This is a genomic window from Bradyrhizobium sp. 187 (genome assembly GCF_023101005.1).
In the GTDB taxonomy this organism is placed as follows: Bacteria; Pseudomonadota; Alphaproteobacteria; order Rhizobiales; family Xanthobacteraceae; genus Bradyrhizobium; species Bradyrhizobium canariense_D.
The window spans coordinates 4,325,090-4,344,978 of the sequence record NZ_CP064693.1 but is presented as its reverse complement, the minus strand read 5'-3'; the positions used below and the strand labels follow the sequence as shown (position 1 = coordinate 4,344,978).

The following is a 19,889-nucleotide window of genomic DNA, read 5'->3' as shown; positions in this document are numbered from 1 at the left end:
ACCAATCGATCCTTGCCCGATTCGCTTCCACGGTTTAACCGGGCGGCATGGGAAAACGATTGATTCCGCCGGAGGAACCGGCCGAAATTCACGAGGTGCCGCTGCGTGAGGCGTTGGAAGAGCGCTATCTCGCCTACGCGCTCTCCACCATCATGCACCGCGCGCTGCCGGATGCGCGCGACGGCCTGAAGCCGGTACACCGGCGCATCCTGTATGGCATGCGGCTGCTCCGGCTCGACCCGGGCACGGCATTCAAGAAGTCCGCCAAAATCGTCGGCGACGTGATGGGCTCGTTCCATCCGCATGGCGACCAGGCGATCTACGACGCCATGGTGCGGCTGGCGCAGGACTTCTCCTCGCGCTACCCGCTGGTCGACGGCCAGGGCAATTTCGGCAATATCGACGGCGATAATCCCGCCGCCTATCGCTACACCGAAGCGCGCATGACCGACGTCGCGCGGCTTCTGCTCGACGGAATCGATGAGGACGGCGTCGAATTCCGCCCCAATTACGACGGCCAGTCGAAAGAGCCGATCGTGCTGCCCGGCGGCTTCCCGAATCTGCTCGCCAATGGCGCGCAAGGTATCGCAGTCGGCATGGCGACCTCGATCCCGCCGCACAACGCCGCCGAGCTCTGCGACGCCGCGCTGCATCTGATCGAGAAGCCCGACGCGAAGTCGAAGGCCTTGCTGAAATGGGTCAAGGGTCCGGACTTTCCAACCGGCGGCATCTGCGTCGATTCCAAGCAGGCGATCGCTGAAGCCTACACCACCGGTCGCGGTTCGTTTCGCGTCCGCTCCCGATGGGAGCAGGAAGAGGGCGCGCGCGGCACCTGGGTCGTCGTCGTCACCGAGATACCCTTTCTGGTGCAGAAGTCCCGGCTGATCGAGAAGATCGCCGAGCTGCTGGACCAGAAGAAGCTGCCGCTGGTCGGCAATATCAGGGACGAGTCGGCCGAAGACGTTCGCATCGTGATCGAGCCGAAATCGAAGAACGTCGATCCCGCGCTGATGATGGAATCGCTGTTCCGGCTGACCGAGCTCGAAAACAAGATTCCGCTGAACCTCAACGTGCTGATCAAGGGCCGCATTCCCAAAGTCGTTGGGCTCGCGGAGTGCTTGCGCGAATGGCTCGACCATCTGCGCGACGTGCTGATCCGTCGCACCAACCATCGCAAGGCCGAGATCGAGCGCCGGCTGGAGATCCTCGGCGGCTTGCTGATTGCCTATCTGAACATCGACGAGGTGATCAGGATCATCCGCAATGAGGACGAGCCGAAGCCGGCGCTGATCAAGGCGTTCAAGCTCACCGAGGTGCAGGCCGAAGCCATCCTCAACATGCGGCTGCGAAGCCTGCGCAAGCTCGAGGAGATGGAGATCCGCGGCGAGGACAAGGATCTTCGCAAGGAGCTGAAGGGCATCGAGGGACTGCTGGCGTCCGAACCCGAGCAGTGGAAGAAAGTCGGCGAGCAGGTCGGCAAGGTTCGCGACATGTTCGGACCGAAGACCCCGCTCGGCAAGCGCCGCACCACCTTTGCCGACGCGCCAGAGCATGATCTCGCTGCGATCGAGGAGGCACTGGTCGAGCGCGAGCCGGTGACGGTGGTGGTCTCCGACAAGGGCTGGATCCGCACTCTCAAGGGCCATGTCGAGGATCTCTCGGGGCTGGCCTTCAAGCAGGACGACAAGCTCGGATTCGCGTTCTTCGCGGAAACGACCTCGAAGCTGCTGCTGTTCGCCACCAACGGAAAATTCTACTCGCTCGATGTCGCAAAACTTCCGGGCGGCCGCGGTCATGGCGAGCCGATCCGCCAGTTCATCGATCTCGAGCCGGAGGCCGCGCCGGTCACGCTGTTCGTCAACAAGGGCGGACGCAGATTCCTGGTCGCGAGCCACGAGGGCCAAGGGTTCGTCGTCAGCGAGGACGATTGCGTCGGCACCACCAAGAAGGGCAAGCAGGTCCTCAACGTCGACATGCCGAACGAGGCGCGCACAGTCACCGAGGTGATCGGCGACACCGTCGCGGTCATCGGCGAGAACCGCAAGATGCTGGTGTTCCCGCTCGACCAGGTGCCGGAGATGGCGCGTGGCCGCGGTGTGCGTCTGCAGAAGTACAAGGACGGCGGCCTCTCCGACATTGCAGTGTTCGACGCCAAGACGGGCCTGACCTGGAAGGACTCCGCCGGCCGCGAATTCTCCGCGACCATGAAGGAGCTCGCCGAGTGGAAAGGCTCTCGCGCGGACGCCGGCCGTCTGCCGCCGAAGGGATTCCCGAAGTCGAACAAGTTCGGCAGGGGGATCGGGTAGTCGGGCGACAGTCTGGTTCCGCCGGTGCGCGCGGTCTGATACCGTCCGCCATCCCGGTGTTCTGGAACGTTGAGAAGTAGCGCGATGTACGATGTCATTGTTGTCGGCGGCGGCTCGGCCGGCGCTGCTGTTGCGGCGCGGCTCTCGGAAGATCCCGCACGGCGCGTCCTGCTGCTGGAGGCGGGTCTGGACTGGCGCGCCGACGAGGCGCCCTGGGAGGTGATGACGCCAAATCCCATCCCGATCATCCACAAGCGCGAGTACCAGGAGAAGTGGCAATGGCCGGATCTTCTGACGCGCCGTGTGGCCGGCCAGGAGCCGCGCTTCTACTGGCGCGGCAAGGGGCTCGGCGGCTCGTCGATGATGAACGGCCAGATCGCCATCCGCGGCGTCGCTGCTGCGTTCGACGAGTGGGCCGCCAATGGCTGCACCGGCTGGTCGGCCACGGACGTGATGCCGTTGTTCTCGGTGATCGAGGATGATCTGGACTTCGGCGACGCCGCCGGCCACGGCCGCGGTGGACCGCTGCCGGTGTATCGCGCGCCGGCGGAAAAATGGGGGCCGATCGACCGCGGCTTGCGCGATGCGGCGTTGGCCAGCGGCTATCCCTGGTGCGCTGACGTCAACGGGCCTGACGGCGAGGGCGTCGCCTGCTATCCCATCAACAGCCGCGACAGCCGCCGCATCACCACCAACGAGGGTTATCTGGAGCCCGCGCGGGGCCGCGCCAATCTGGAAATTCGCGGGCATGCGCTGGTCGACCGCGTGCTGATCAGCGACGGCCGGGCAACCGGCCTCCGCGTCCACATCGAAGGGCAGGGGACCAGCGACATCAGCGCGCGCCAGATCGTGCTGTGCGCCGGCGCCATCCACAGTCCGGCGATCCTGCTGCGCTCGGGCATCGGACCTGCGGATGAGCTGAAGGCGATGGGGATTGCGGTCGAGCGGGACTTGCCGGTCGGCCGGCACTTCTTTGACCATCCGCTGTTTCGCGCCACGATCCAGCTCCACGAAAATCTGCGGCCGACCGATCCGGACACCCGCCATACCAATTGCTGCGTGACCTATTCGTCGGGCCTCGCCGACGGCGGCAAGCGCGACATGATCCTGATCGCCTTCAATCACCGCGGCATCGGCGTGCCGGGCGCGATCGGCGCCGGGCTGTTCAACGCGTATTCGCGTGGTTCGCTCAAGCTGGCCTCGACCGACCCCGCGATTGATCCTGTCGTCGAGGAAAACATGCTGGCCGATCCCCGCGACATGTTGCGCATGAAGGATGCGGTGAAGCGGCTCGCCGTGATCACCTCCCAGCCGGCGCTATCAGGCATCGTCGACTGGATCCGGCTCGCGGACACCGATCTGACGCTGCCGCAAGCCGCGGCCTTGCCGGAGCATGAACTGGATGCGCTGCTGCGCCGTGAGACCGGCGATATCCAGCACGCCGCCGGCAGTTGTCGTATGACCGGCTTTGAGAGCGCCGACGGCGTGGTCAACCCTGACGGCACCGTGAAGGGCATCTCCGGCCTGCGCATCGCCGACGCCTCGATCATGCCATCGGATTGCCGGGCCAACACGCATTTCACGACCGTGGTGATTGGCGAGGCGATCGCGCGGATGATGATGCGTTAGGTTCAATCGTCGTCCGCCATGGCGGTCTGATGAAACCGCGCGCAGACGAAAACCTACCGCTCGACGGCCAAGCCGAACAGCGGTCGGAGATGTGTCCCCAGAATGTTGCCGACGAAAGCCGCCACCAGCCAGCACCAGCCATGCAGGCTGCCCGATGCGATCCCGCTGAAATAAGCGCCGATATTGCAGCCATAGGCGAGCCGGGCGCCATAGCCGAGAAGCAGGCCGCCGATGATGGCGGCGAGGAGCGAGGATGCGGAGATGCGCCATGTCGGATGGAATTTGCCGGCGAGGCCTGCGGCCAGCAACGCTCCCAGGATGATGCCGAAATCCATGACGGAGGTGATGTCGGCGAAGACGCTTTGGTGCAGCGAGGTCGCGCGAGCGCCCTGCCAATAGGGCCATGACGCGACGTCGACGCCGAGGCTCATCAGGATCTTCGATCCCCAGAGCGCGAAAGCGGAGGTGATGCCCCAGGGACGTCCCGCAAGATACAGCGTGGCGAAATTTCCGATCGCGAGCAGGATCGCGCCCCACAGCAGCGGCCATGGCCCCTGCATGAAGCGGCGCGCGCCGCGGAGCTTCGTCCGCGCTCCCGGCTCGAGTTCGCCGTGGCGGCCGATCTCGGCCCTGAGGGTGATGAGATAAATTGCAGCCATAACAGCCCAGCAGAGCACGAGCGCCGGCAGCCATCCGAGCCGTTCGATCAACGAGACGGCGCCGATGTTCGGCAGCGCGCTCCACCACGGCAGATGTAATGCACCGAGCGTCGATCCGGCGATGAAGGCCGCCAGTGTCACCAGCATGCGGGTGTTGCCGCCGCCGGCGGTATAAAGCGTTCCCGACGCGCAGCCGCCGCCAAGCTGCATTCCAAGGCCGAACAGGAATGCTCCGGTGAGCATGCCCACGCCCACCGCGCCGAGCTCGCCACGCACGGCGACGCCGAACAGCGTGCCTTGCGCCAAGGCCGGGAAGAAGAGGGCGGTTGCCAGCGCAAGCATGACCATTTGGGCGCGAAGGCCGGCGCCTCGTCGTGCGACAATGAAGACGCGCCAAGCCGAGGTGAACCCGAACAGCGCATGGTACAGCGTCAGGCCAAGTGCGCCTCCGAGAAGAAACAACAATCCCTGTTGCCACGAAATCGTGCCTGACAAGGCCGCTGCGCCCGCCAGAAGAATTGCCGCCGCGACAGCGACGACCGTGAGATTGGCGCCGTGCCGGTCATTGTCAGGGGCAAGCAGCCGCGCATCGATAGATAGATCGGTCATGGCTCGTCCAAAAGCGGATTTCTCCGGCAGTGAGAGCTAACCGGGGCGAATTCTCCCCGTTCCAATCTTTCCACCTTGGAACTGATGCGATAGCGCTAGCCTGTCATGCCCAGGCTCGACCGGGGCATTCAGTACGCCGCGGCATCTCTTCTCAAATCTCGACTGTCTCGGGCTACCGGGTCGCCCGGTCAAGCCGGGCGACGACAGCGAGAGTGGGGCAAGATTAGCGGTCGCGCCGATGCACGTTTCAAACGGCGGACGAGAGTTCGCGATCTCGCGGCGCGTTCCGCCCGAGTCTTGCGTCGTCGCATCGCCCTCATTGAGACAAGGGCGCAGGGAAGGCCGGGCGCCGGCTGGCACCCGCAGGTCCGTGCGCGATCGAAATACACACGGGGTGGACCACAGGTTCGCCGATCGCCCGGCCTTCCCTGCACGATGGTTTTAACGTGTCCTTCGTGCTCTCCCCGGGGAGCGATGCACTATTGCCCCCGTCGCCTTGCGGATAACTGATGCACGTGCCCGGTCGGGCCGCCACATCACCGCAGGACTTGACGCACAGACCCCGGGCGTCAGGACCACACGACTTGTTCGTCCGCGCACGTCCTCGCTGGGACTTGGAGTGCTGGCGTGTGCTCACACCCGAAGCCATGCGAAGACGCTTTCGGCATCGTGTCGCAGGCACGAAGGCCATTGCTCACAGCCAAAGCCGCCCTGCAATGCCTATCGTGCCCGAAGCCGTCGCGTCCATCGCTGCCCAGCCCGCGGTTCGTGACGATCGCGATCCGCCCCTTGTCTCGGGCCAGGGTGTGTCGCTTATACGTCAAATCCGAATTTCGGTAAAGTGGAATATTTTACGAGGTGGGCTTGACGGGCGATGTGGCGGAAGTGGTCGTCGCTGTTTTGCCCGACGGGCACGGGCAGGCGAGGATGACGGCTTCGCCCAAAGAGTTGAGACGGCAGCTTTGGAGGACAGAGAGTAAGTCCGCCGGCGCGGTCATCATCGACGGCTTGGGCCCCTGGACGGACATTCAACGGAAACCTCGAAATTCCTCATGGAATTCTGGCCAAGCGCGTGCAGCGCGAGCCCGGAACGATTTTTACCGAAGGTTGTTAAGGCTCAAATTATCTGATGTCGCTTCTATCGTGGCATGACGCCAGCAAGGGAGGGCGCTTTCGCCCAGCTTGAGGCCCCGAGCTCTTTGTTGAGGAGTCGCGGTCGGCCTTACGTTCGGTCGAACTCTAAAAGGAAAAACGGCATGACGAAAAGCACGCTCGATCTGGCACGTGCCAGGTTAAAGGCATACGTCGATAAGGATCGGACAGCGATCGAAGCGCTTCTTGCGGACGACTATCACTTCTCAAGTCCAATCGACAATGAGTTGGATCGTGCGACTTATCTGCGCCGTTGCTGGCCCAACAGCGAGAAGACCAATTCGTTCGATGAAGTCATCGCGACCGAGGATGGAAGCCGAGCAGTCATCGTCTATGAGGCAGCTGCCGCAGGGGGGCACAGGTTTCGTAATTGTGAGGTAACCACCGCTCGCGGAGACAAGATCGTTCGGGTGGAAGTCTACTTTGGATGGGATATGCCTCACAAAGCGCCGAAAGGCGGCTCCGTCGAAAATGACGGCGAGGGTCACGCTTAGCGGGATGCCGGTCGAGCTACGATCAACAACGCAGCTTTGGCATTTGTAGGCCCTTGGTCTCATCCCATGCGCGGTCATGCACGTCTCGACCTCGTCCGGGTTCGTCAGGATCACAGGCATCGCTTTCGCGCGGATGGCATTGCAACCTACTAGCGAAGCCGCGCGCGCATTATCACTATCACTGACGGCAGGAGGCTCAGTAAGCGAGCTTTGGGTACCAGTCGGTGCCGCGGCCTTCTGGCGTGGTATCGAGGATGGTCCAGAGCGGATCGAAGTCGGGCGCGCCGCGCGGATCCTGTTGGGGGTCGGCCATCGTGCCGCTCATCTCGCCGGACCAAAAATGTCGGATCGTGCCGTCGCGCTGTGTGAACACGCTGTAGCCGGGCACGTCGGCATCCTCGGCGCTGACATAGTCGCGCGTGTAATCGCCGGAGATGTCAGAGAAGACCTTGTGCCGCGTCCAGCCGCGCGCCTTCTTTGCCTCGATCAACCTGGCGATCGGTGACCGCGCGATGAAGACGAACCCGATACGCTGCTCGATGTCGGGTAATTTGTGCTCCCATGTGCTCATGAATGAGGTGCACATCGGGCAGGGCGTCTGCCGCTGCGGCCCGAACATGTAGCTGTAGACCGCGAGCGTCTGCTTGCCGTCGAACAAATCGGCGAAATTCACTTTGCCATTCTCGCCTTCAAACACGTAGTTTTTCTTCACCTCGCCGCCGGGCGGAAGCGCCCGGCGCAGTTCAGCGACACGCTCGATCTGACGACGCAGCTCGATCTCCTTCGTCAGGAGGTCTTGCCGGGCGCGGCGATAATCGACGCTTCCGTTGGGAAAATGAGCCTTGTTCGTACCAGCAAGCTCCGAAGCAGGCTTCAGGATGGAACTATCCATTGCATGACCTCTGGTTGGGGCCGATATCTGGGAAGACGTCCGGCGGCACCTCGTTCCGACACCTTCGCTCAACTATTTGGAAAGCGCTCGGTTGGTCCAAAAGATCCTGCTGCGGGTCGCTGCGGTGTTTCGAGCGCGCGTGGCCTCTAGGCCAAACGCCTGCTCATCAAGGTCGGTCCTTGGGTCCTTGCCCCTGAGCATAGTCGCCATTCAACCCTGACCGCTTAGCGATGCCTTCCATTGGCAAACCGGACGTGACGAACCAATCAGTCGGTGTCCTAGATCACCCCCGCCAGCCGCAACGCCACGCCCGCCGCGCAACTGCCGGCCAGCACCGTCAACATCCCCAGCTTGAACCGGAAGATCGCAGTTGCCGCCGCGATCGACAGCAGCAGCGCGGGGATGTCGATGCTGGTCAGCGCCGGCATGTCGAAGTCCAGCGGAAACGCATGCACCGGCACGGTGTCGCGGAACAGCGTGTGCAGCGCGAACCAGATCGAGAGGTTGAGGATCACGCCGACGACGGCGGCGGTGATAGCGCTCAGCGCGCCCGCAAGCCCGGTGTTGCCGCGCAGCCGTTCGATGTAGGGAGCACCGACAAAGATCCAGAGGAAGCAGGGCGTGAAGGTGACCCAGGTCGCGAGCAATCCGCCGAGCGTGGCCGCAAGCATCGGCGACAGGCCGCTGGCGTCGCGGTAGGCGGCCATGAAGCCCACGAACTGGAGCACCATGATCAGCGGACCCGGCGTGGTCTCGGCCATGCCGAGGCCGTCGAGCATCTCGTGCGGCTTGAGCCAGTGATAGTGCTCGACCGCCTGCTGGGCGACATAGGCCAGCACTGCGTAGGCGCCGCCGAAGGTGACCATCGCCATTTTCGAGAAGAACAGCGCGATGTGACTGAAGACATTGGCCTGCCCGAGCACAAGCACGAGCGCGATCACCGGCACCACCCAGAGCGCAAGCCACAGCGCGCCGACGCGAATGGTGCGGGCGGTGTTGGGTCGGACATGATCGGGCACGGCGTCGCCCAGCATGCTGTCGATCAAGGCGCTGCTGCCGCCGTGACCATGACCGGCCGGCGCGAACTCCGGACGGCCGCTTCTCGCGCCGGCATAGCCGATGATGCCTGCGGCGATGATGATGATGGGGAAGGGGACGGCAAAGAAGAAGATCGCGACGAAGGCCATCGCGGCGAGCGCGATCATGATGCGGTTCTTCAGCGCGCGCTTGCCGACGCGCACCACGGCCTCGACGACGATGGCGAGCACGGCGGCTTTCAAGCCGAAGAACAGCGCCTCGACGAAGCTGACATTGCCGTAGGCGGCGTAGACGTAGCTGAGGCCCATGATGGCGATGATGCCGGGCAGGATGAACAGTCCGCCCGCCATCAGCCCGCCGGCAGTGCGATGCATCAGCCAGCCGATATAGGTTGCGAGCTGCTGCGCCTCCGGGCCCGGCAAGAGCATGCAGTAGTTCAGCGCATGGAGGAAGCGGCCTTCCGAGATCCACTTCTTTTCCTCGACCAGGATGCGGTGCATCACCGCGATCTGGCCCGCGGGCCCGCCAAAACTCAGGCAGGCGACACGGAGCCAGACGCGAAAGGCTTCACTGAAGCTGACGCCGTGACCGGCATCAGCTCCGGTTTCGATCGTACGCGTATCCATCAAGCCTTTGCCTTGTTGGTCGGCCAGTTATGGGTCTCAGACGTCGCGTCGCGGCACCAGCGATAGAACGCGTCGTAGAGCAGCATACCGGCCTCGAGCTGTTCGAGGTCGTCATCATACATCCGCGACAGCCCGAGCGAAGCCGCGAGCAGACCGGGAGCCTCCGGCGCAAGGTCGGGCCGCCCGGTGTCGGCGCCGCGCACCAGCGTTGCGAGCCGGAGCAGCGCCGGCGCAGCAATCCCGAACTCCTCGATCATCACGTCGAAGGTGCAGAGCTCGCCACGGTGGCTCCAGAACACGTTCTCGATGTCGAACGGGGCTGCCTTGAAGCGTTCGCCGACGGCGACCACTTCGGACGGTGCCACGAACAGGAACACCGCATTGGGATCGACGAAGCGTCGGATCAGCCAGGGGCAGGCAATGCGGTCGACCTTGGGCCGCGCCCGCGTCACCCAGACGGTGCGTCCCTTGGCGTCGCGCGGCGGCAGCTTGCGGGTATCGAGCAGCGGCAGCTTTGCGTCCTTCCAGCCCTCGAATCCGCCTTCCAGCGTCTCGGCCTGGACCCCAAGCTGCCTAAGCCAGGCCGCCGTGCCCTGCGCCAGCTTTGCGCCGCGCAGGCAGGAGACGATGGCGGTGCGGCCGGCGAATTCGGCACCCCATTCCGGAACATTGTCGTGGCTGAGCTTGATCGAACCTGGGATCAACCGCCGGTCGGCGGCAAAATCCTCGTCGGTGCGCACGTCGATCAGGGCAGGGGCGTTTGCCGTGCCGATCAACCGTGCCAGCTTGTCAGATGATATCGTCGTGTAGGAAGACATGATGCGCCCTCGTGAAAAACAACGGGACGCGATACTTGGGCATGTCGCCTCGTGGGGAGATCGCTCAAATCCCCATGGCGTTCATTACACCGAAACGGCACCTACCTGTCAATCGGCTCATTCCGGCGATTTTGCCCAGAAGACTCGCAGGTCTATATAGGGGTTAACGGCCCGGGCCTTTCGGAGACTTTGCGATGCATTCCCATTCCGTCGAACAATGGACCCATGACCACGCCTTCCTGGGCGAGAAGCACGACGAGAACGAGCGACGCACCTGGCTCGTCGTCATCCTGACGCTGGTCATGATGGTCGGCGAGATCGTCGCCGGCTCGCTGTTCGGCTCGATGGCACTGCTCGCCGACGGCTGGCACATGGGCACGCATGCGGCAGCGCTAGGGATTGCCGCGTTCGCGTATCGCTTTGCACGGCGGCACCTGGGGAGCTCGCATTTCAGCTTCGGCACCGGCAAATTCGGCGATCTTGCCGCCTTCGCCAGCGCGATCATCCTCGGCCTGATCGCGGTCGAGATCGCCTATGAGAGCGTGCTGCGGCTGATCAATCCGGTGCCGATCGTCTATGGCGAGGCGATCGTGGTCGCTGCCCTCGGCCTGTGCGTCAACCTCGCCAGTGCCTGGCTGCTCCGCGACAACCATGGTCATCACCATCATGGCCATGCGCATGATGATCACGATGATCATGACCATGATCACCACCACCACGACAACAATCTCCGTGCTGCCTATGTCCACGTCATGGCGGACGCAGCGACCTCGGTGCTGGCGATCGCCGCGCTCGTCGTCGCCGTGTATTCGGGATGGGCCTGGGCCGATCCGGCGGTCGGCCTGATCGGCAGCGCTGTGATCGCGAGCTGGGCGTTCGGCCTGATCAAGACATCGGGCGCGGTGCTGCTTGACGTGCGCGCCGACGAGAAGCTCGAGCGTGTGATCCGGGCGCGCATGGAGATCGGCGACGACCGCGTCACGGATTTGCATCTCTGGCAGGTCGGCCCCGGCCATTGCGCCGTGCTGGTGTCGGTGGTGTCGGACCAGCCGAAGCAGCCGGCGGTCTACAAGAAGCGGCTCGCCGGACTGAAGGGGCTCAGCCACGTCACCGTCGAGGTCGAGACCTGCCCGCTGAAGCGGTCTGCGGGAATTCTGCGAACGGACCAGGGTTGATCCTCGGTCACAGCCGAGAAGACAGCCGACCTGGCTGCAAGGGAGGAACGAATGATGCCAAAGATCAAAAAGATCAAGCTCGCCGTCGTTGTCGCTGCACTCGTTCTGTCCGGTCATGCGGTGCTCGCGCAGTCCGAAAAGACCGGTGTCGAAAAACTCTACGTGCTCAATTGCGGCGAGGGCACCGCCGGCGACATCTCGCGCTGGACGCCCGGTCTCAATGAGGGCAAGACGATGGACTTCGTCGACAGCTGCTATCTCGTGAAGCACGCTAAGGGCTGGTTCCTGTGGGATACCGGCATCGCCGACGCAGTCGCCGCGATGCCGAATGGCCTTGCGCCCGCCGATCCCAAAGCCGTGACCTGGCGCCGGCCGAAGACGCTTGCCGCGCAGCTCGAACAGCTCGGCCTCAAGCCCGGTGACGTCAAGATGATGGCCGTCTCGCACACCCATCCCGACCATACCGGCAATGTCGAGCTGTTCCCGCAGGCCATGCTCTATGTGCAGAAGGCCGAGTATGACTGGCCCGGCGCCAACAACGAGCCGCGCTTCAAGCCGTCGCATCCGGTCGAGCTGCTTGCGGGCGACAAGGACGTGTTCGGCGACGGCAGCGTGACCATCCTGTCGACGCCCGGCCATACGCCGGGACACCAATCGCTGCTGGTGAAGCTGCCGAAGACCGGCGCCGTCGTGCTGTCGGGCGATGCGGTGCACTTCAAAGACAATTGGGACAACCGCCGTGTGCCGAGCATGAACGCCAACAAGGACCAGAGCGCGGCCTCGATGCAGAAGATCGCCGACACGCTCGGCAAGGAGAAGGCGCAACTCTGGATCAACCACGACAAGATCCAGCGCGACAGCCAGAAGATGTCGCCCGAGTTTTACGACTAGCTTCCCGCGACGCCCCTGTTGCCACTACGGTGGCAGCAGGGGCGTGCTAGCGCCCTCAGCAAGCTCCGCAACGGGAGACGATTGTGGGTGAGTGGGCCGGGGTTGCGATCGCGCTGGCGTCGAGCAGCCTTGGCGGCACTGCCGCGGCGATCACCCGCTATCTGGTCGGCGGCGCCGATCCGATCCTGCTCGCGATCCTGCGCTGGGGGATCGGCTTTCTCTGCCTGCTGCCGTGCGCGCTTCTGCTCGGCGTGCGCTGGCCGCAGCGGTCCGACTGGCCGGCCGTGGCGCTGCTCGGCATCTGCTTTTTCGGCGTGTTCTTCATCCTCTACAACATCGCGGTGTCCTACACGACCGCCGCGCGCGCCAGTCTCGCGCTGGCGACGCTGCCGCTCCACACCATGGTGGTCGGCGCCATCCTCGGCGTCGAGCGGCTGACGGCGCGCAAGATCACCGGCGTCGGCATCGCGGTGCTCGGCGTGGCGGCGGCACTGGCCGCGGGCCTGGCGCAAAGCCCGCCCGAGGCCTGGCGCGGCGAGCTGATCATGACCGGTGCCGTGTTCTGCATGGCGTTCTACAACGTGCTGTCGCGCCCGCTGATGCAGCGCTCCAGCCCGCTCGGCTTTCTCACGGTCGGCATGGGAGCAGGCGCCGCCGTGCTGGTGCTTGCGGGTATCGTGAAGGGCAGCTTTGCAGCGCTGGGGCAGTTCACGACGGCGCAGTGGATTGCCGGCATCTATCTCGGCATCGGCGGCGGTGCGCTCGCCTTCATCCTCTGGGTCATGGCGCTGGCGCGCGCGACGCCGACCCGGGTCGCCAATACGATGACGGTCAATCCGATCGCCGCCACCTTGCTCGCCGCGCTGCTGATCGGCGAGCCGATCACGCCAAATCTACTGATCGGGCTGGTCGCCGTGTTCGCCGGCATCTGGATCGCGACCGGCGAAACGAAGCCGGCCTAGGTGCGCGGTGCCGTGACCGGCGGCGGGCTCGCTTCCGGCGCCTTCTTCGGTTTCAGCGAGCCGGCGTAGAAGGAGATCAGCCAGACCAGGATGACGGCGAGGAGATAGACACCCCAGGCCTGCGGCGGCGTAGTCGCCCAGCGCAGGAGGCCTTTGAATGTGCGGGGTGGGCGCGTGTCTTCGGTCATGCTGCGCTTGTGCGCGAAAGCTCCGGCCCGGTCAATCCGGCCGCGGTTGCGCGCGGATCATGAACAGCGCGGCCAGCGCCGAGAGGCTGAGCGCGGAGGAGACGATCAGCACCTTGGCGCCCATGACGTCGATGAGCAGGCCAAAGGCCAGCGGCGCCACGGCCTGCGCCATCCGTGCCGGCGCGCCGATGATGCCGAGGCGATAGCCGAAATCCTTGGGGCCGAAGATCGACAGCGGCAGCGTGCCGCGCGCGATGGTCAGGATGCCGTTGCCGGAGCCGTGGAATAGCGCAAACGCACTGGCCGCGGCGCCGCCGAAGATCGCCACGACCACCGCGCCGATCGGGTGAGTGAGGCAGGCGAGCCGCGTCGACCACAGCGGATGAAAGCGGCTGAGGAAGCCTGCCTCCAGAACCCGTGCGGCCACTTGCGCGGGGCCGATCAGCGCACCGGCCGCGATCGCCTCGACCGGCGTCGCGCCGGTTGCCTCCAGGATGCGCGGGAAATGCGCGGCCATCGCGCCGGTGACGGTCCAGACCGCGGCAAAGATGAAGGCGAGCAGCACCATGGTGCGGTCGAGCGGCAGATGCGGCTTCGCCGCTGTCGCCGCTGCTTGCTTGGCGCCCTTGATCGTCGGCAGCAGGAAGAAATTGAGCGGCAGGCCGATCAGGATATTGGCAGCGGCCCAGGCGAAGCAGGTGTCGCGCCAGCCAAAATGCGACAGGCCCCAGGCGGTGAGCGGCCAGCCGACGGTCGATGCAAAGCCCGCCATCAGCGTGATGCCGGTGATCGGCCTGCGCGCCTCGGTGCCGTAGATGCGCCCGAGCGCGGCGAAGGCGGCGTCGTAGAGACCCATCGCCATGCCGATGCCGAGCACGAGCCAGGCCATTGCCATCACCGCCACCGATTGCGAGAGGCCGAGCAGAACGAGGCCGGCGGCGATCGTCAGGTTCGACACCGAGAGGACCTGCCGGCCGCCGACCAGATCGATCTGTCGCCCGATGCGCGGCCCGAGCAGCGCCGAAATCACCAGCGAGGCCGAGAACGCGCCAAACACCCAGTTGGAGGAGATACCGAGATCGCGCGCCATGGGATCGGCGAGCAGCGCCGGCAGATAGTAGCTCGAGGCCCAGGCCAGGGTCTGCGTGGTACCGAGCGCCAGGATGATCGGAAGCTGGCGCTGGCTCATATCCCCGTATTTCTGATCGGCGGTGTCATCATTCGCATTTGCCGCCCGAGGCGGGAGCGCGTCAACAGCGTCCGCGACATATGCGACCTGCCGCGGGCGGGAGCCTTGGCCGTGAGCGGAGCTTTGGCGACGCAAGCTCCGCGCGCCGCCTTTCGCTCGTCACGAATGCACGCCATAATGGCGCATGCAATTGACCTCTCGCCTTGCGCTGATGAACTGGTTGGCCGGCCAGGGGCTCACCGGCCTGCCCGAACCCGAACTGCTGCGCGGCTTCTGCGAGCGCTGCCGCGCCGAGGGGCTGGAACTCTCGCGTGGCCTTGTCGTCATCGATACGCTGCACCCGATCTACGAGGGTCGCGCCTTCCGCTGGAGCGATACACCGACCAACGAGAGCGACGTCGTCGAATACGGCTCGACGGCCGAGGGCGACGCGGCCAACAATTGGCGCCGGTCGGTTTTCTATCATTTGCTCGAGCACGGTCACGACGAGATGGTGATCGACCTCGCCGACGCGCCCTCGCTCGATTTTTCGCAAATCGGCGAGCTCGCCGAAACCGGTCATCGCCATTTCCTGGCCTTTGTGCACCGGAGACCGGAGCGCTGGGGCAGATGGACTGCCTCTACTCCTCCTGGACAACGCGACGCGACAGCGGCTTCGCCGACGCCGAACTCGCCGCGCTGCGCGATCTCGTGCCGGTGCTGGGGCTCTCGATCAAGTCGGCGCAGCAGGTCGACATCGCGCGCACGCTCGGCCGCGTCTATCTCGGCCGCGATGCGTCAGAGCAGGTCTTGAGCGGACGTATCTCGCGCGGCGTCACCGAGCGCATCAACGCCGTGCTGTGGTATTCGGATCTGCGCGGCTCGACCGGAATCAGCGAGAGCATCGGCCCCGACGAGATCATCCCGTTCCTCAACGACTATGCGCAGGCCGTGATCGACGCGATCCACGACGCCGGCGGCGACGTGCTGAAGCTGATCGGCGACGGCGTGCTTGCGATGTTCACCGGTGAAGACATGGCGCATGCCCGGCGCGCGGCGCTGCGCGCCGAGCATCTGTTCCGCAAGAACGTCGCTGCGCTGAACCTGAGGCGGGGCGCGGAGGGCCGTCCCACCACGTCCGCCTATATCGGCCTGCATGTCGGCGAGGTCTTCTACGGCAATATTGGCAGCGAGGACCGGCTCGACTTCACCGTGGTCGGTCCGACCGTGAACGAGGTCAGCCGCATCGCCTCGATGAGCCGTTCGGTCGATCGCGAGCTGCTGGCATCGGCAGAATTCTACAAGGGCCTCGACGCCGCCGGCCGCCGCTATCTCGTCTCCACAGGCCGCTACGCGCTGCGTGGCATCGGCCGTGCGCAGGATCTCTACACGCTTGATCCGGAGGTGGACGCGAGCGAGCCGGTGACAGGCAGCTACGAGCGGTATCTGGCGAACTAGGCTGGCTGCTTCAACATACTCCGTCATTGCGAGGAGCTCTTGCGACCAAGCAATCCAGACTGTCTCCGCGGACGGATTCTGGATTGCTTCGCTTCGCTCGCAATGACGGTGCAGCTAACACCGCGCCACCGCCTCATCGCCCACCATGTCCGGCTGCCGGTCCAGCGCCACCGCGGGCGAGAGCCAAATGACCAGCGCCTGCACGCCGAACACGGCGGCGGCGAGATAGAGGCACGCTTCGGCGCTCCACAGGCCGCCGACGATCGCACCCAGCGCCGAGCCGACCGGACGGGCGCCATAGCTCATGATGTTGATGGCGGAGACGCGGCCGAGCAGGCGAGGCGGCGTCACCGACTGGCGCAGCGTCGTGGTCGAGATCACCCACAGGATCGGCCCGACGCCGAGCAGAAAGAAGCTCAAGGCCGCAAGCCAGGGCGAGGGGACCAGCACCGTCAGCGCCATCACCACCGCCGCGACGAAGCCGGTAACGGGGCCGAGGCCGACGACCGTGCCGAACGCGATGCGCTTCATCACCCGCGTCGCGAACAGCGCGCCGATCATCATGCCGACACCGTACATCGTCAGCACGGTGCCGACGCCGACCGCGTTTAGGCCGAGGTGACGTACGGCATAGGGCACGAACACCGCGATCTGCAGGAACCATCCGGTGTTGAAGATGAACTGGGTGATGAACACCGGCCGCAGCAGCGGATGATGAAACACGAAGGCCGCGCCTTCGCGGATGTCCTGAAACGGATGCCGCCGTGGCGCCGGCGTGCGGGCGGGCTCGTAGATGCCGGAGAGCAGCACGACGGCGATCGCGGACAGCGCGGCCGCAAAGCCGAAGGCCGGGCTCGCGCCCCACCACCCGACCAGCGCGCCGCCGAGCGCAGGGCCGCTGGCGAAGGCGATGGTGCGTGCGAGCTCGATCCGCGCATTGGCCGCCGGTAGCAGGTCCGAACTCACCAGCGAGGGCACCAGCGCCGGCGCGGCCACGCTGTAGACGACGGTGCCGCACACGGCGGCAAAGCCGAGCGGCGCCAGCAGCGGCAGATTGAGCGCGCCGAGCGCGAGCAGCAGCACGATCGCTGCAAGGGCCGCGGCCCGCAGCGCCTCGGCGCCCGCCATCAGCGAACGGCGGGAGATGCGGTCGGCCAGCAGGCCGGCGGGGATGGCGAAGAGGACGAAGGGCAGGGTCAGCGCGGTCTGGAGCAGGCCGGTCTGGCCTTCTGCCACGCCGAGCGTCAGCACCGCGACGATGGGGGCCGCGGCCAGCGCGATCTGTTCGGCCGACTGTGCCGCCAAATTGGACCAGGCGAGGCGGTTGAATGTCTCGGGGAGGCGCGGGGGAATTGACATGGCTCGTTTCCTGCAAAGTCGGGTTGGCGCCAGTATTCGCCTCGGGAGGCTCCCAAACCCACCCGCTTCCCGACAGGGGCGACACATAGCGACCGCCGAGGGACCGACGCGGCTAGATGCAGTTGCAAATGAGTTGCAATAAGGCTCGACTTCGGTATTCTCGCCGCATGGATGCTCGCTCTCCCGATCTGACCCGAGATGCTGCCGGCTGGCGCAATGACGCGCCGATGACAAAGAGCCTGGCCGAGGTGAATGCCTCGGTCGCCCTCCCCATCGCGGGGGTGTGGTGGCGGCGCCTGCTCGCCTTCGTCGGCCCGGGCTATCTGGTTTCGGTCGGCTACATGGACCCCGGCAATTGGGCGACGGATCTCGCCGGCGGGTCCAAGTTCGGCTACACGCTGCTCTCCGTCATCCTGCTCTCGAATTTGATGGCGATCCTGCTGCAATCGCTGGCGGCACGGCTCGGCATCGTCACCGACCGCGACCTCGCGCAGGCCTGCCGCGGGACCTATTCGCCGGCCGTGAACTTTCTACTCTGGCTTGCCTGCGAGGCGGCGATCATCGCCTGCGATCTCGCCGAGGTCATCGGCACCGCGATCGCGCTCAAGCTGCTGTTCGGCATTCCCCTGATTGGCGGCGCGCTGATCGCCGCGCTGGATGCCTTTTTGCTGCTCATCCTGATGAATCGGGGCTTCCGTTTCCTCGAAGCCTTCGTCATCGCGCTGCTCGTCGTGATCGCAGTCTGCTTCACCGTCCAGCTTGCCGCGGCAGCCCCGCCGGTCGCCGAGATGCTGAGGGGATTTGTGCCGAAGACCGAGATCTTCACCAACCCCGAAATGCTCTACATCGCGATCGGCATCATCGGCGCCACCGTGATGCCGCATAATCTCTATCTGCACTCCTCGATCGTGCAGACGCGCGCCTATGAGCGCAACGACGAAGGCCGGCGCGAGGCGATCAAATGGGCGACGACGGATTCGACCATCGCCCTGATGCTGGCGCTGTTCATCAATGCCGCGATCCTCGTGGTGGCTGCTGCAACCTTCCACAAGAGCGGCCATTCCGACGTCGCCGAGATCGGCCAGGCCTTCGAGCTGCTGTCTCCGTTGCTCGGCCTCGGCATCGCCTCGACGCTGTTCGCAGTGGCGCTACTCGCCTCGGGCCTGAATTCAACGGTGACGGCGACGCTCGCCGGCCAGATCGTGATGGAGGGCTTTCTCGACCTGCGCCTGCCGAGCTGGGCGCGGCGGTTGCTGACCCGCGGCATCGCGATCATTCCCGTGATCGTCGTCACCGCGATCTATGGCGAGCGCGGCACGGCTGATCTGCTGGTATTCAGCCAGGTCGTGTTGTCGATGCAATTGCCCTTCGCCGTCATCCCGCTGGTCCGCTTCGTCTCCGACCGCCGCAAGATGGGCAAGTTCGTCATACCGGTATGGGTCGCGGCGATCGCGTGGATCGTCGCCGGCATCATCGTGGTTTTGAACTTGAAGCTGCTCGCGGACACGCTGTTCGGGTGACCACACCACGGCTGTCGTCGTCCGGCTTGACCGGACGACCCAGTATTCCAGAGACAGTAGTGACTGAGCCGAGGCGCCGCGGCGTACTGGATGCCCCGCTTTCGCGGGGCATGACGGAGAGCTAATCCTGCGGCTCGGACGTCGCATCGCCTTGCGCGTCGATGCGCAGCCAACCTGACGGCGCGAGGCGCTGCTGCGGCAGGAAGCGGGCCTTGTAGTCCATCTTCTTGGAGCCCTCGATCCAGTAGCCGAGATAGACGTAAGGCAATCCCTGCCGCCGGGCGCGGGCAATGTGGTCGAGGATCATGAAGGTGCCCATCGAGCGGCTGACTTCGCCCGGCTCGAAGAACGAATAGACCATCGACAGGCCGTCGCTGAGCACGTCGGTCAGCGCCACCGCGATCAACTCCTCGCCGCGGCCGGTGATGCCGCTGTCGGGACCGCGCTTGCGGTACTCGATGATACGGGTCTCGACGTGGCTGTCCTCGACCATCATGGCGTAGTCGAGCACGGTCATGTCGGCCATGCCGCCATGGCGGTGACGGGAATCGAGATAGGCGCGGAACACCGAATATTGCTCGGAGGTCGGCACCGCGCTGCGCTGCTCGCCGATGATGTCGGCGTTGCGCGCGATGACTTTGCGGAAGTTGCGGGAGGGGCGGAACTCGTTGGCGATCACCCGGACCGAGACGCAGGCGCGACACTGGTCGCAGGCGGGACGGTAGGCGATCGACTGGCTGCGACGAAAGCCGCCATGGGTCAGGAGGTCGTTGAGGTCACCGGCGCGCTCACCTACGAGGTGCGTAAACACCTTGCGCTCGTGCCGGCCCGGCAAATAGGGGCAGGGGGAGGGCGCCGTGAGGTAAAATTGTGGGGTGTCGCGCGAGTGCTGGGTCAAGGGACGTCGTGGGCCTCCAAAATGTGCATCAGCATCGCGCTACGAAA

Annotated in this window: 15 protein-coding genes and 1 pseudogene; 8 read left to right on the top strand and 8 right to left on the bottom strand. The window is 65.1% G+C overall.

Annotated elements, in window-relative coordinates:
* Positions 1-47 precede the first annotated feature (47 nt).
* Positions 48-2,306 carry a DNA topoisomerase IV subunit A gene (parC, locus tag IVB19_RS20820; RefSeq protein ID WP_247370589.1) on the top strand — a complete coding sequence of 753 codons (2,259 nt, stop codon included), beginning with the start codon at positions 48-50 and terminating at the stop codon, positions 2,304-2,306.
* 84 nt (positions 2,307-2,390) lie between these two features.
* The gene (locus IVB19_RS20815) at positions 2,391-3,935 is read left to right on the top strand and encodes a GMC family oxidoreductase (protein ID WP_204511382.1); all 1,545 of its coding nucleotides are present in this window, start codon (positions 2,391-2,393) and stop codon (positions 3,933-3,935) included.
* 53 nt (positions 3,936-3,988) lie between these two features.
* On the opposite strand, the gene IVB19_RS20810 is transcribed toward IVB19_RS20815, so the two are convergent.
* Positions 3,989-5,203 carry a YeeE/YedE family protein gene (locus IVB19_RS20810; protein WP_085353423.1) on the bottom strand — a complete coding sequence of 405 codons (1,215 nt, stop codon included), beginning with the start codon at positions 5,201-5,203 and terminating at the stop codon, positions 3,989-3,991.
* 1,256 nt (positions 5,204-6,459) lie between these two features.
* Between IVB19_RS20810 and IVB19_RS20805 the strand changes: the two genes are divergently transcribed.
* The gene (locus tag IVB19_RS20805) at positions 6,460-6,849 is read left to right on the top strand and encodes a nuclear transport factor 2 family protein (protein WP_247298205.1); all 390 of its coding nucleotides are present in this window, start codon (positions 6,460-6,462) and stop codon (positions 6,847-6,849) included.
* Positions 6,850-7,045: 196 nt separating this feature from the next.
* On the opposite strand, the gene IVB19_RS20800 is transcribed toward IVB19_RS20805, so the two are convergent.
* From IVB19_RS20800 to IVB19_RS20790, 3 genes are all read right to left on the bottom strand, one after another.
* The gene (locus tag IVB19_RS20800; RefSeq protein WP_247819861.1) at positions 7,046-7,741 is read right to left on the bottom strand and encodes a DUF899 family protein; all 696 of its coding nucleotides are present in this window, start codon (positions 7,739-7,741) and stop codon (positions 7,046-7,048) included.
* Positions 7,742-8,019: 278 nt separating this feature from the next.
* The gene (gene chrA / locus IVB19_RS20795) at positions 8,020-9,405 is read right to left on the bottom strand and encodes a chromate efflux transporter (protein ID WP_247362583.1); all 1,386 of its coding nucleotides are present in this window, start codon (positions 9,403-9,405) and stop codon (positions 8,020-8,022) included.
* On the bottom strand, positions 9,405-10,223 hold the full coding sequence (locus IVB19_RS20790) for a chromate resistance protein ChrB domain-containing protein (protein ID WP_026233570.1): 819 nt from the start codon (positions 10,221-10,223) through the stop codon (positions 9,405-9,407). Before IVB19_RS20790 ends, chrA begins: the two co-directional genes overlap by 1 nt.
* A 194-nt stretch (positions 10,224-10,417) precedes the next feature.
* On the opposite strand from IVB19_RS20790, the gene dmeF reads away from it, so the two are divergent.
* The 3 genes from dmeF (at position 10,418) to IVB19_RS20775 (ending at position 13,251) form a co-directional block, all read left to right on the top strand.
* Positions 10,418-11,398, top strand: coding sequence for a CDF family Co(II)/Ni(II) efflux transporter DmeF (gene dmeF, locus IVB19_RS20785; protein ID WP_247819860.1), 981 nt, complete (start codon positions 10,418-10,420; stop codon positions 11,396-11,398).
* A 51-nt stretch (positions 11,399-11,449) separates the two neighbouring features.
* On the top strand, positions 11,450-12,289 hold the full coding sequence (locus IVB19_RS20780) for an N-acyl homoserine lactonase family protein (protein ID WP_085353415.1): 840 nt from the start codon (positions 11,450-11,452) through the stop codon (positions 12,287-12,289).
* 83 nt (positions 12,290-12,372) lie between these two features.
* Positions 12,373-13,251, top strand: coding sequence for a DMT family transporter (locus tag IVB19_RS20775; protein ID WP_085353414.1), 879 nt, complete (start codon positions 12,373-12,375; stop codon positions 13,249-13,251).
* Here IVB19_RS20775 and IVB19_RS20770 read toward each other — a convergent pair.
* Together IVB19_RS20770 and IVB19_RS20765 are read right to left on the bottom strand one after the other, a co-directional pair.
* On the bottom strand, positions 13,248-13,439 hold the full coding sequence (locus IVB19_RS20770) for a hypothetical protein (RefSeq protein ID WP_085353412.1): 192 nt from the start codon (positions 13,437-13,439) through the stop codon (positions 13,248-13,250). The genes IVB19_RS20775 and IVB19_RS20770 overlap by 4 nt on opposite strands.
* Positions 13,440-13,470: 31 nt before the next feature.
* Positions 13,471-14,628, bottom strand: a complete 1,158-nt coding sequence (locus IVB19_RS20765; protein WP_018458391.1) for an MFS transporter — start codon at positions 14,626-14,628, stop codon at positions 13,471-13,473.
* A 184-nt stretch (positions 14,629-14,812) separates the two neighbouring features.
* Between IVB19_RS20765 and IVB19_RS20760 the strand changes: the two are divergent.
* A pseudogene (locus IVB19_RS20760) lies at positions 14,813-16,065 on the top strand (adenylate/guanylate cyclase domain-containing protein).
* Between the two features lie 114 nt (positions 16,066-16,179).
* Here the strand turns inward: IVB19_RS20760 and IVB19_RS20755 are convergent.
* On the bottom strand, positions 16,180-17,424 hold the full coding sequence (locus tag IVB19_RS20755) for an MFS transporter (protein ID WP_247819859.1): 1,245 nt from the start codon (positions 17,422-17,424) through the stop codon (positions 16,180-16,182).
* A 167-nt stretch (positions 17,425-17,591) separates the two neighbouring features.
* Here IVB19_RS20755 and IVB19_RS20750 point away from each other — a divergent pair, with 167 nt between their 5' ends.
* Entirely contained in the window at positions 17,592-18,944 is a 1,353-nt protein-coding gene (locus IVB19_RS20750; RefSeq protein WP_018458388.1) for an Nramp family divalent metal transporter, read from the top strand.
* A 121-nt stretch (positions 18,945-19,065) separates the two neighbouring features.
* Here the strand turns inward: IVB19_RS20750 and IVB19_RS20745 are convergent, their stop codons facing one another.
* Entirely contained in the window at positions 19,066-19,842 is a 777-nt protein-coding gene (locus IVB19_RS20745) for an arginyltransferase (RefSeq protein ID WP_018458387.1), read from the bottom strand.
* Between the last annotated feature and the right edge of the window lie 47 nt (positions 19,843-19,889).

Coding starts and splice junctions, on each gene's coding strand:
- parC (WP_247370589.1), top strand. CDS start 48: ATGGGAAAACGATTGATTCCGCCGGAGGAACCGGCCGAAATTCACGAG.
- chrA (WP_247362583.1), bottom strand. CDS start 9,405: ATGGATACGCGTACGATCGAAACCGGAGCTGATGCCGGTCACGGCGTC.
- IVB19_RS20765 (WP_018458391.1), bottom strand. CDS start 14,628: ATGAGCCAGCGCCAGCTTCCGATCATCCTGGCGCTCGGTACCACGCAG.
- IVB19_RS20815 (WP_204511382.1), top strand. CDS start 2,391: ATGTACGATGTCATTGTTGTCGGCGGCGGCTCGGCCGGCGCTGCTGTT.
- IVB19_RS20810 (WP_085353423.1), bottom strand. CDS start 5,203: ATGACCGATCTATCTATCGATGCGCGGCTGCTTGCCCCTGACAATGAC.
- IVB19_RS20800 (WP_247819861.1), bottom strand. CDS start 7,741: ATGGATAGTTCCATCCTGAAGCCTGCTTCGGAGCTTGCTGGTACGAAC.
- IVB19_RS20790 (WP_026233570.1), bottom strand. CDS start 10,223: ATGTCTTCCTACACGACGATATCATCTGACAAGCTGGCACGGTTGATC.
- IVB19_RS20805 (WP_247298205.1), top strand. CDS start 6,460: ATGACGAAAAGCACGCTCGATCTGGCACGTGCCAGGTTAAAGGCATAC.
- IVB19_RS20755 (WP_247819859.1), bottom strand. CDS start 17,424: ATGTCAATTCCCCCGCGCCTCCCCGAGACATTCAACCGCCTCGCCTGG.
- IVB19_RS20770 (WP_085353412.1), bottom strand. CDS start 13,439: ATGACCGAAGACACGCGCCCACCCCGCACATTCAAAGGCCTCCTGCGC.
- dmeF (WP_247819860.1), top strand. CDS start 10,418: ATGCATTCCCATTCCGTCGAACAATGGACCCATGACCACGCCTTCCTG.
- IVB19_RS20750 (WP_018458388.1), top strand. CDS start 17,592: ATGGATGCTCGCTCTCCCGATCTGACCCGAGATGCTGCCGGCTGGCGC.
- IVB19_RS20780 (WP_085353415.1), top strand. CDS start 11,450: ATGATGCCAAAGATCAAAAAGATCAAGCTCGCCGTCGTTGTCGCTGCA.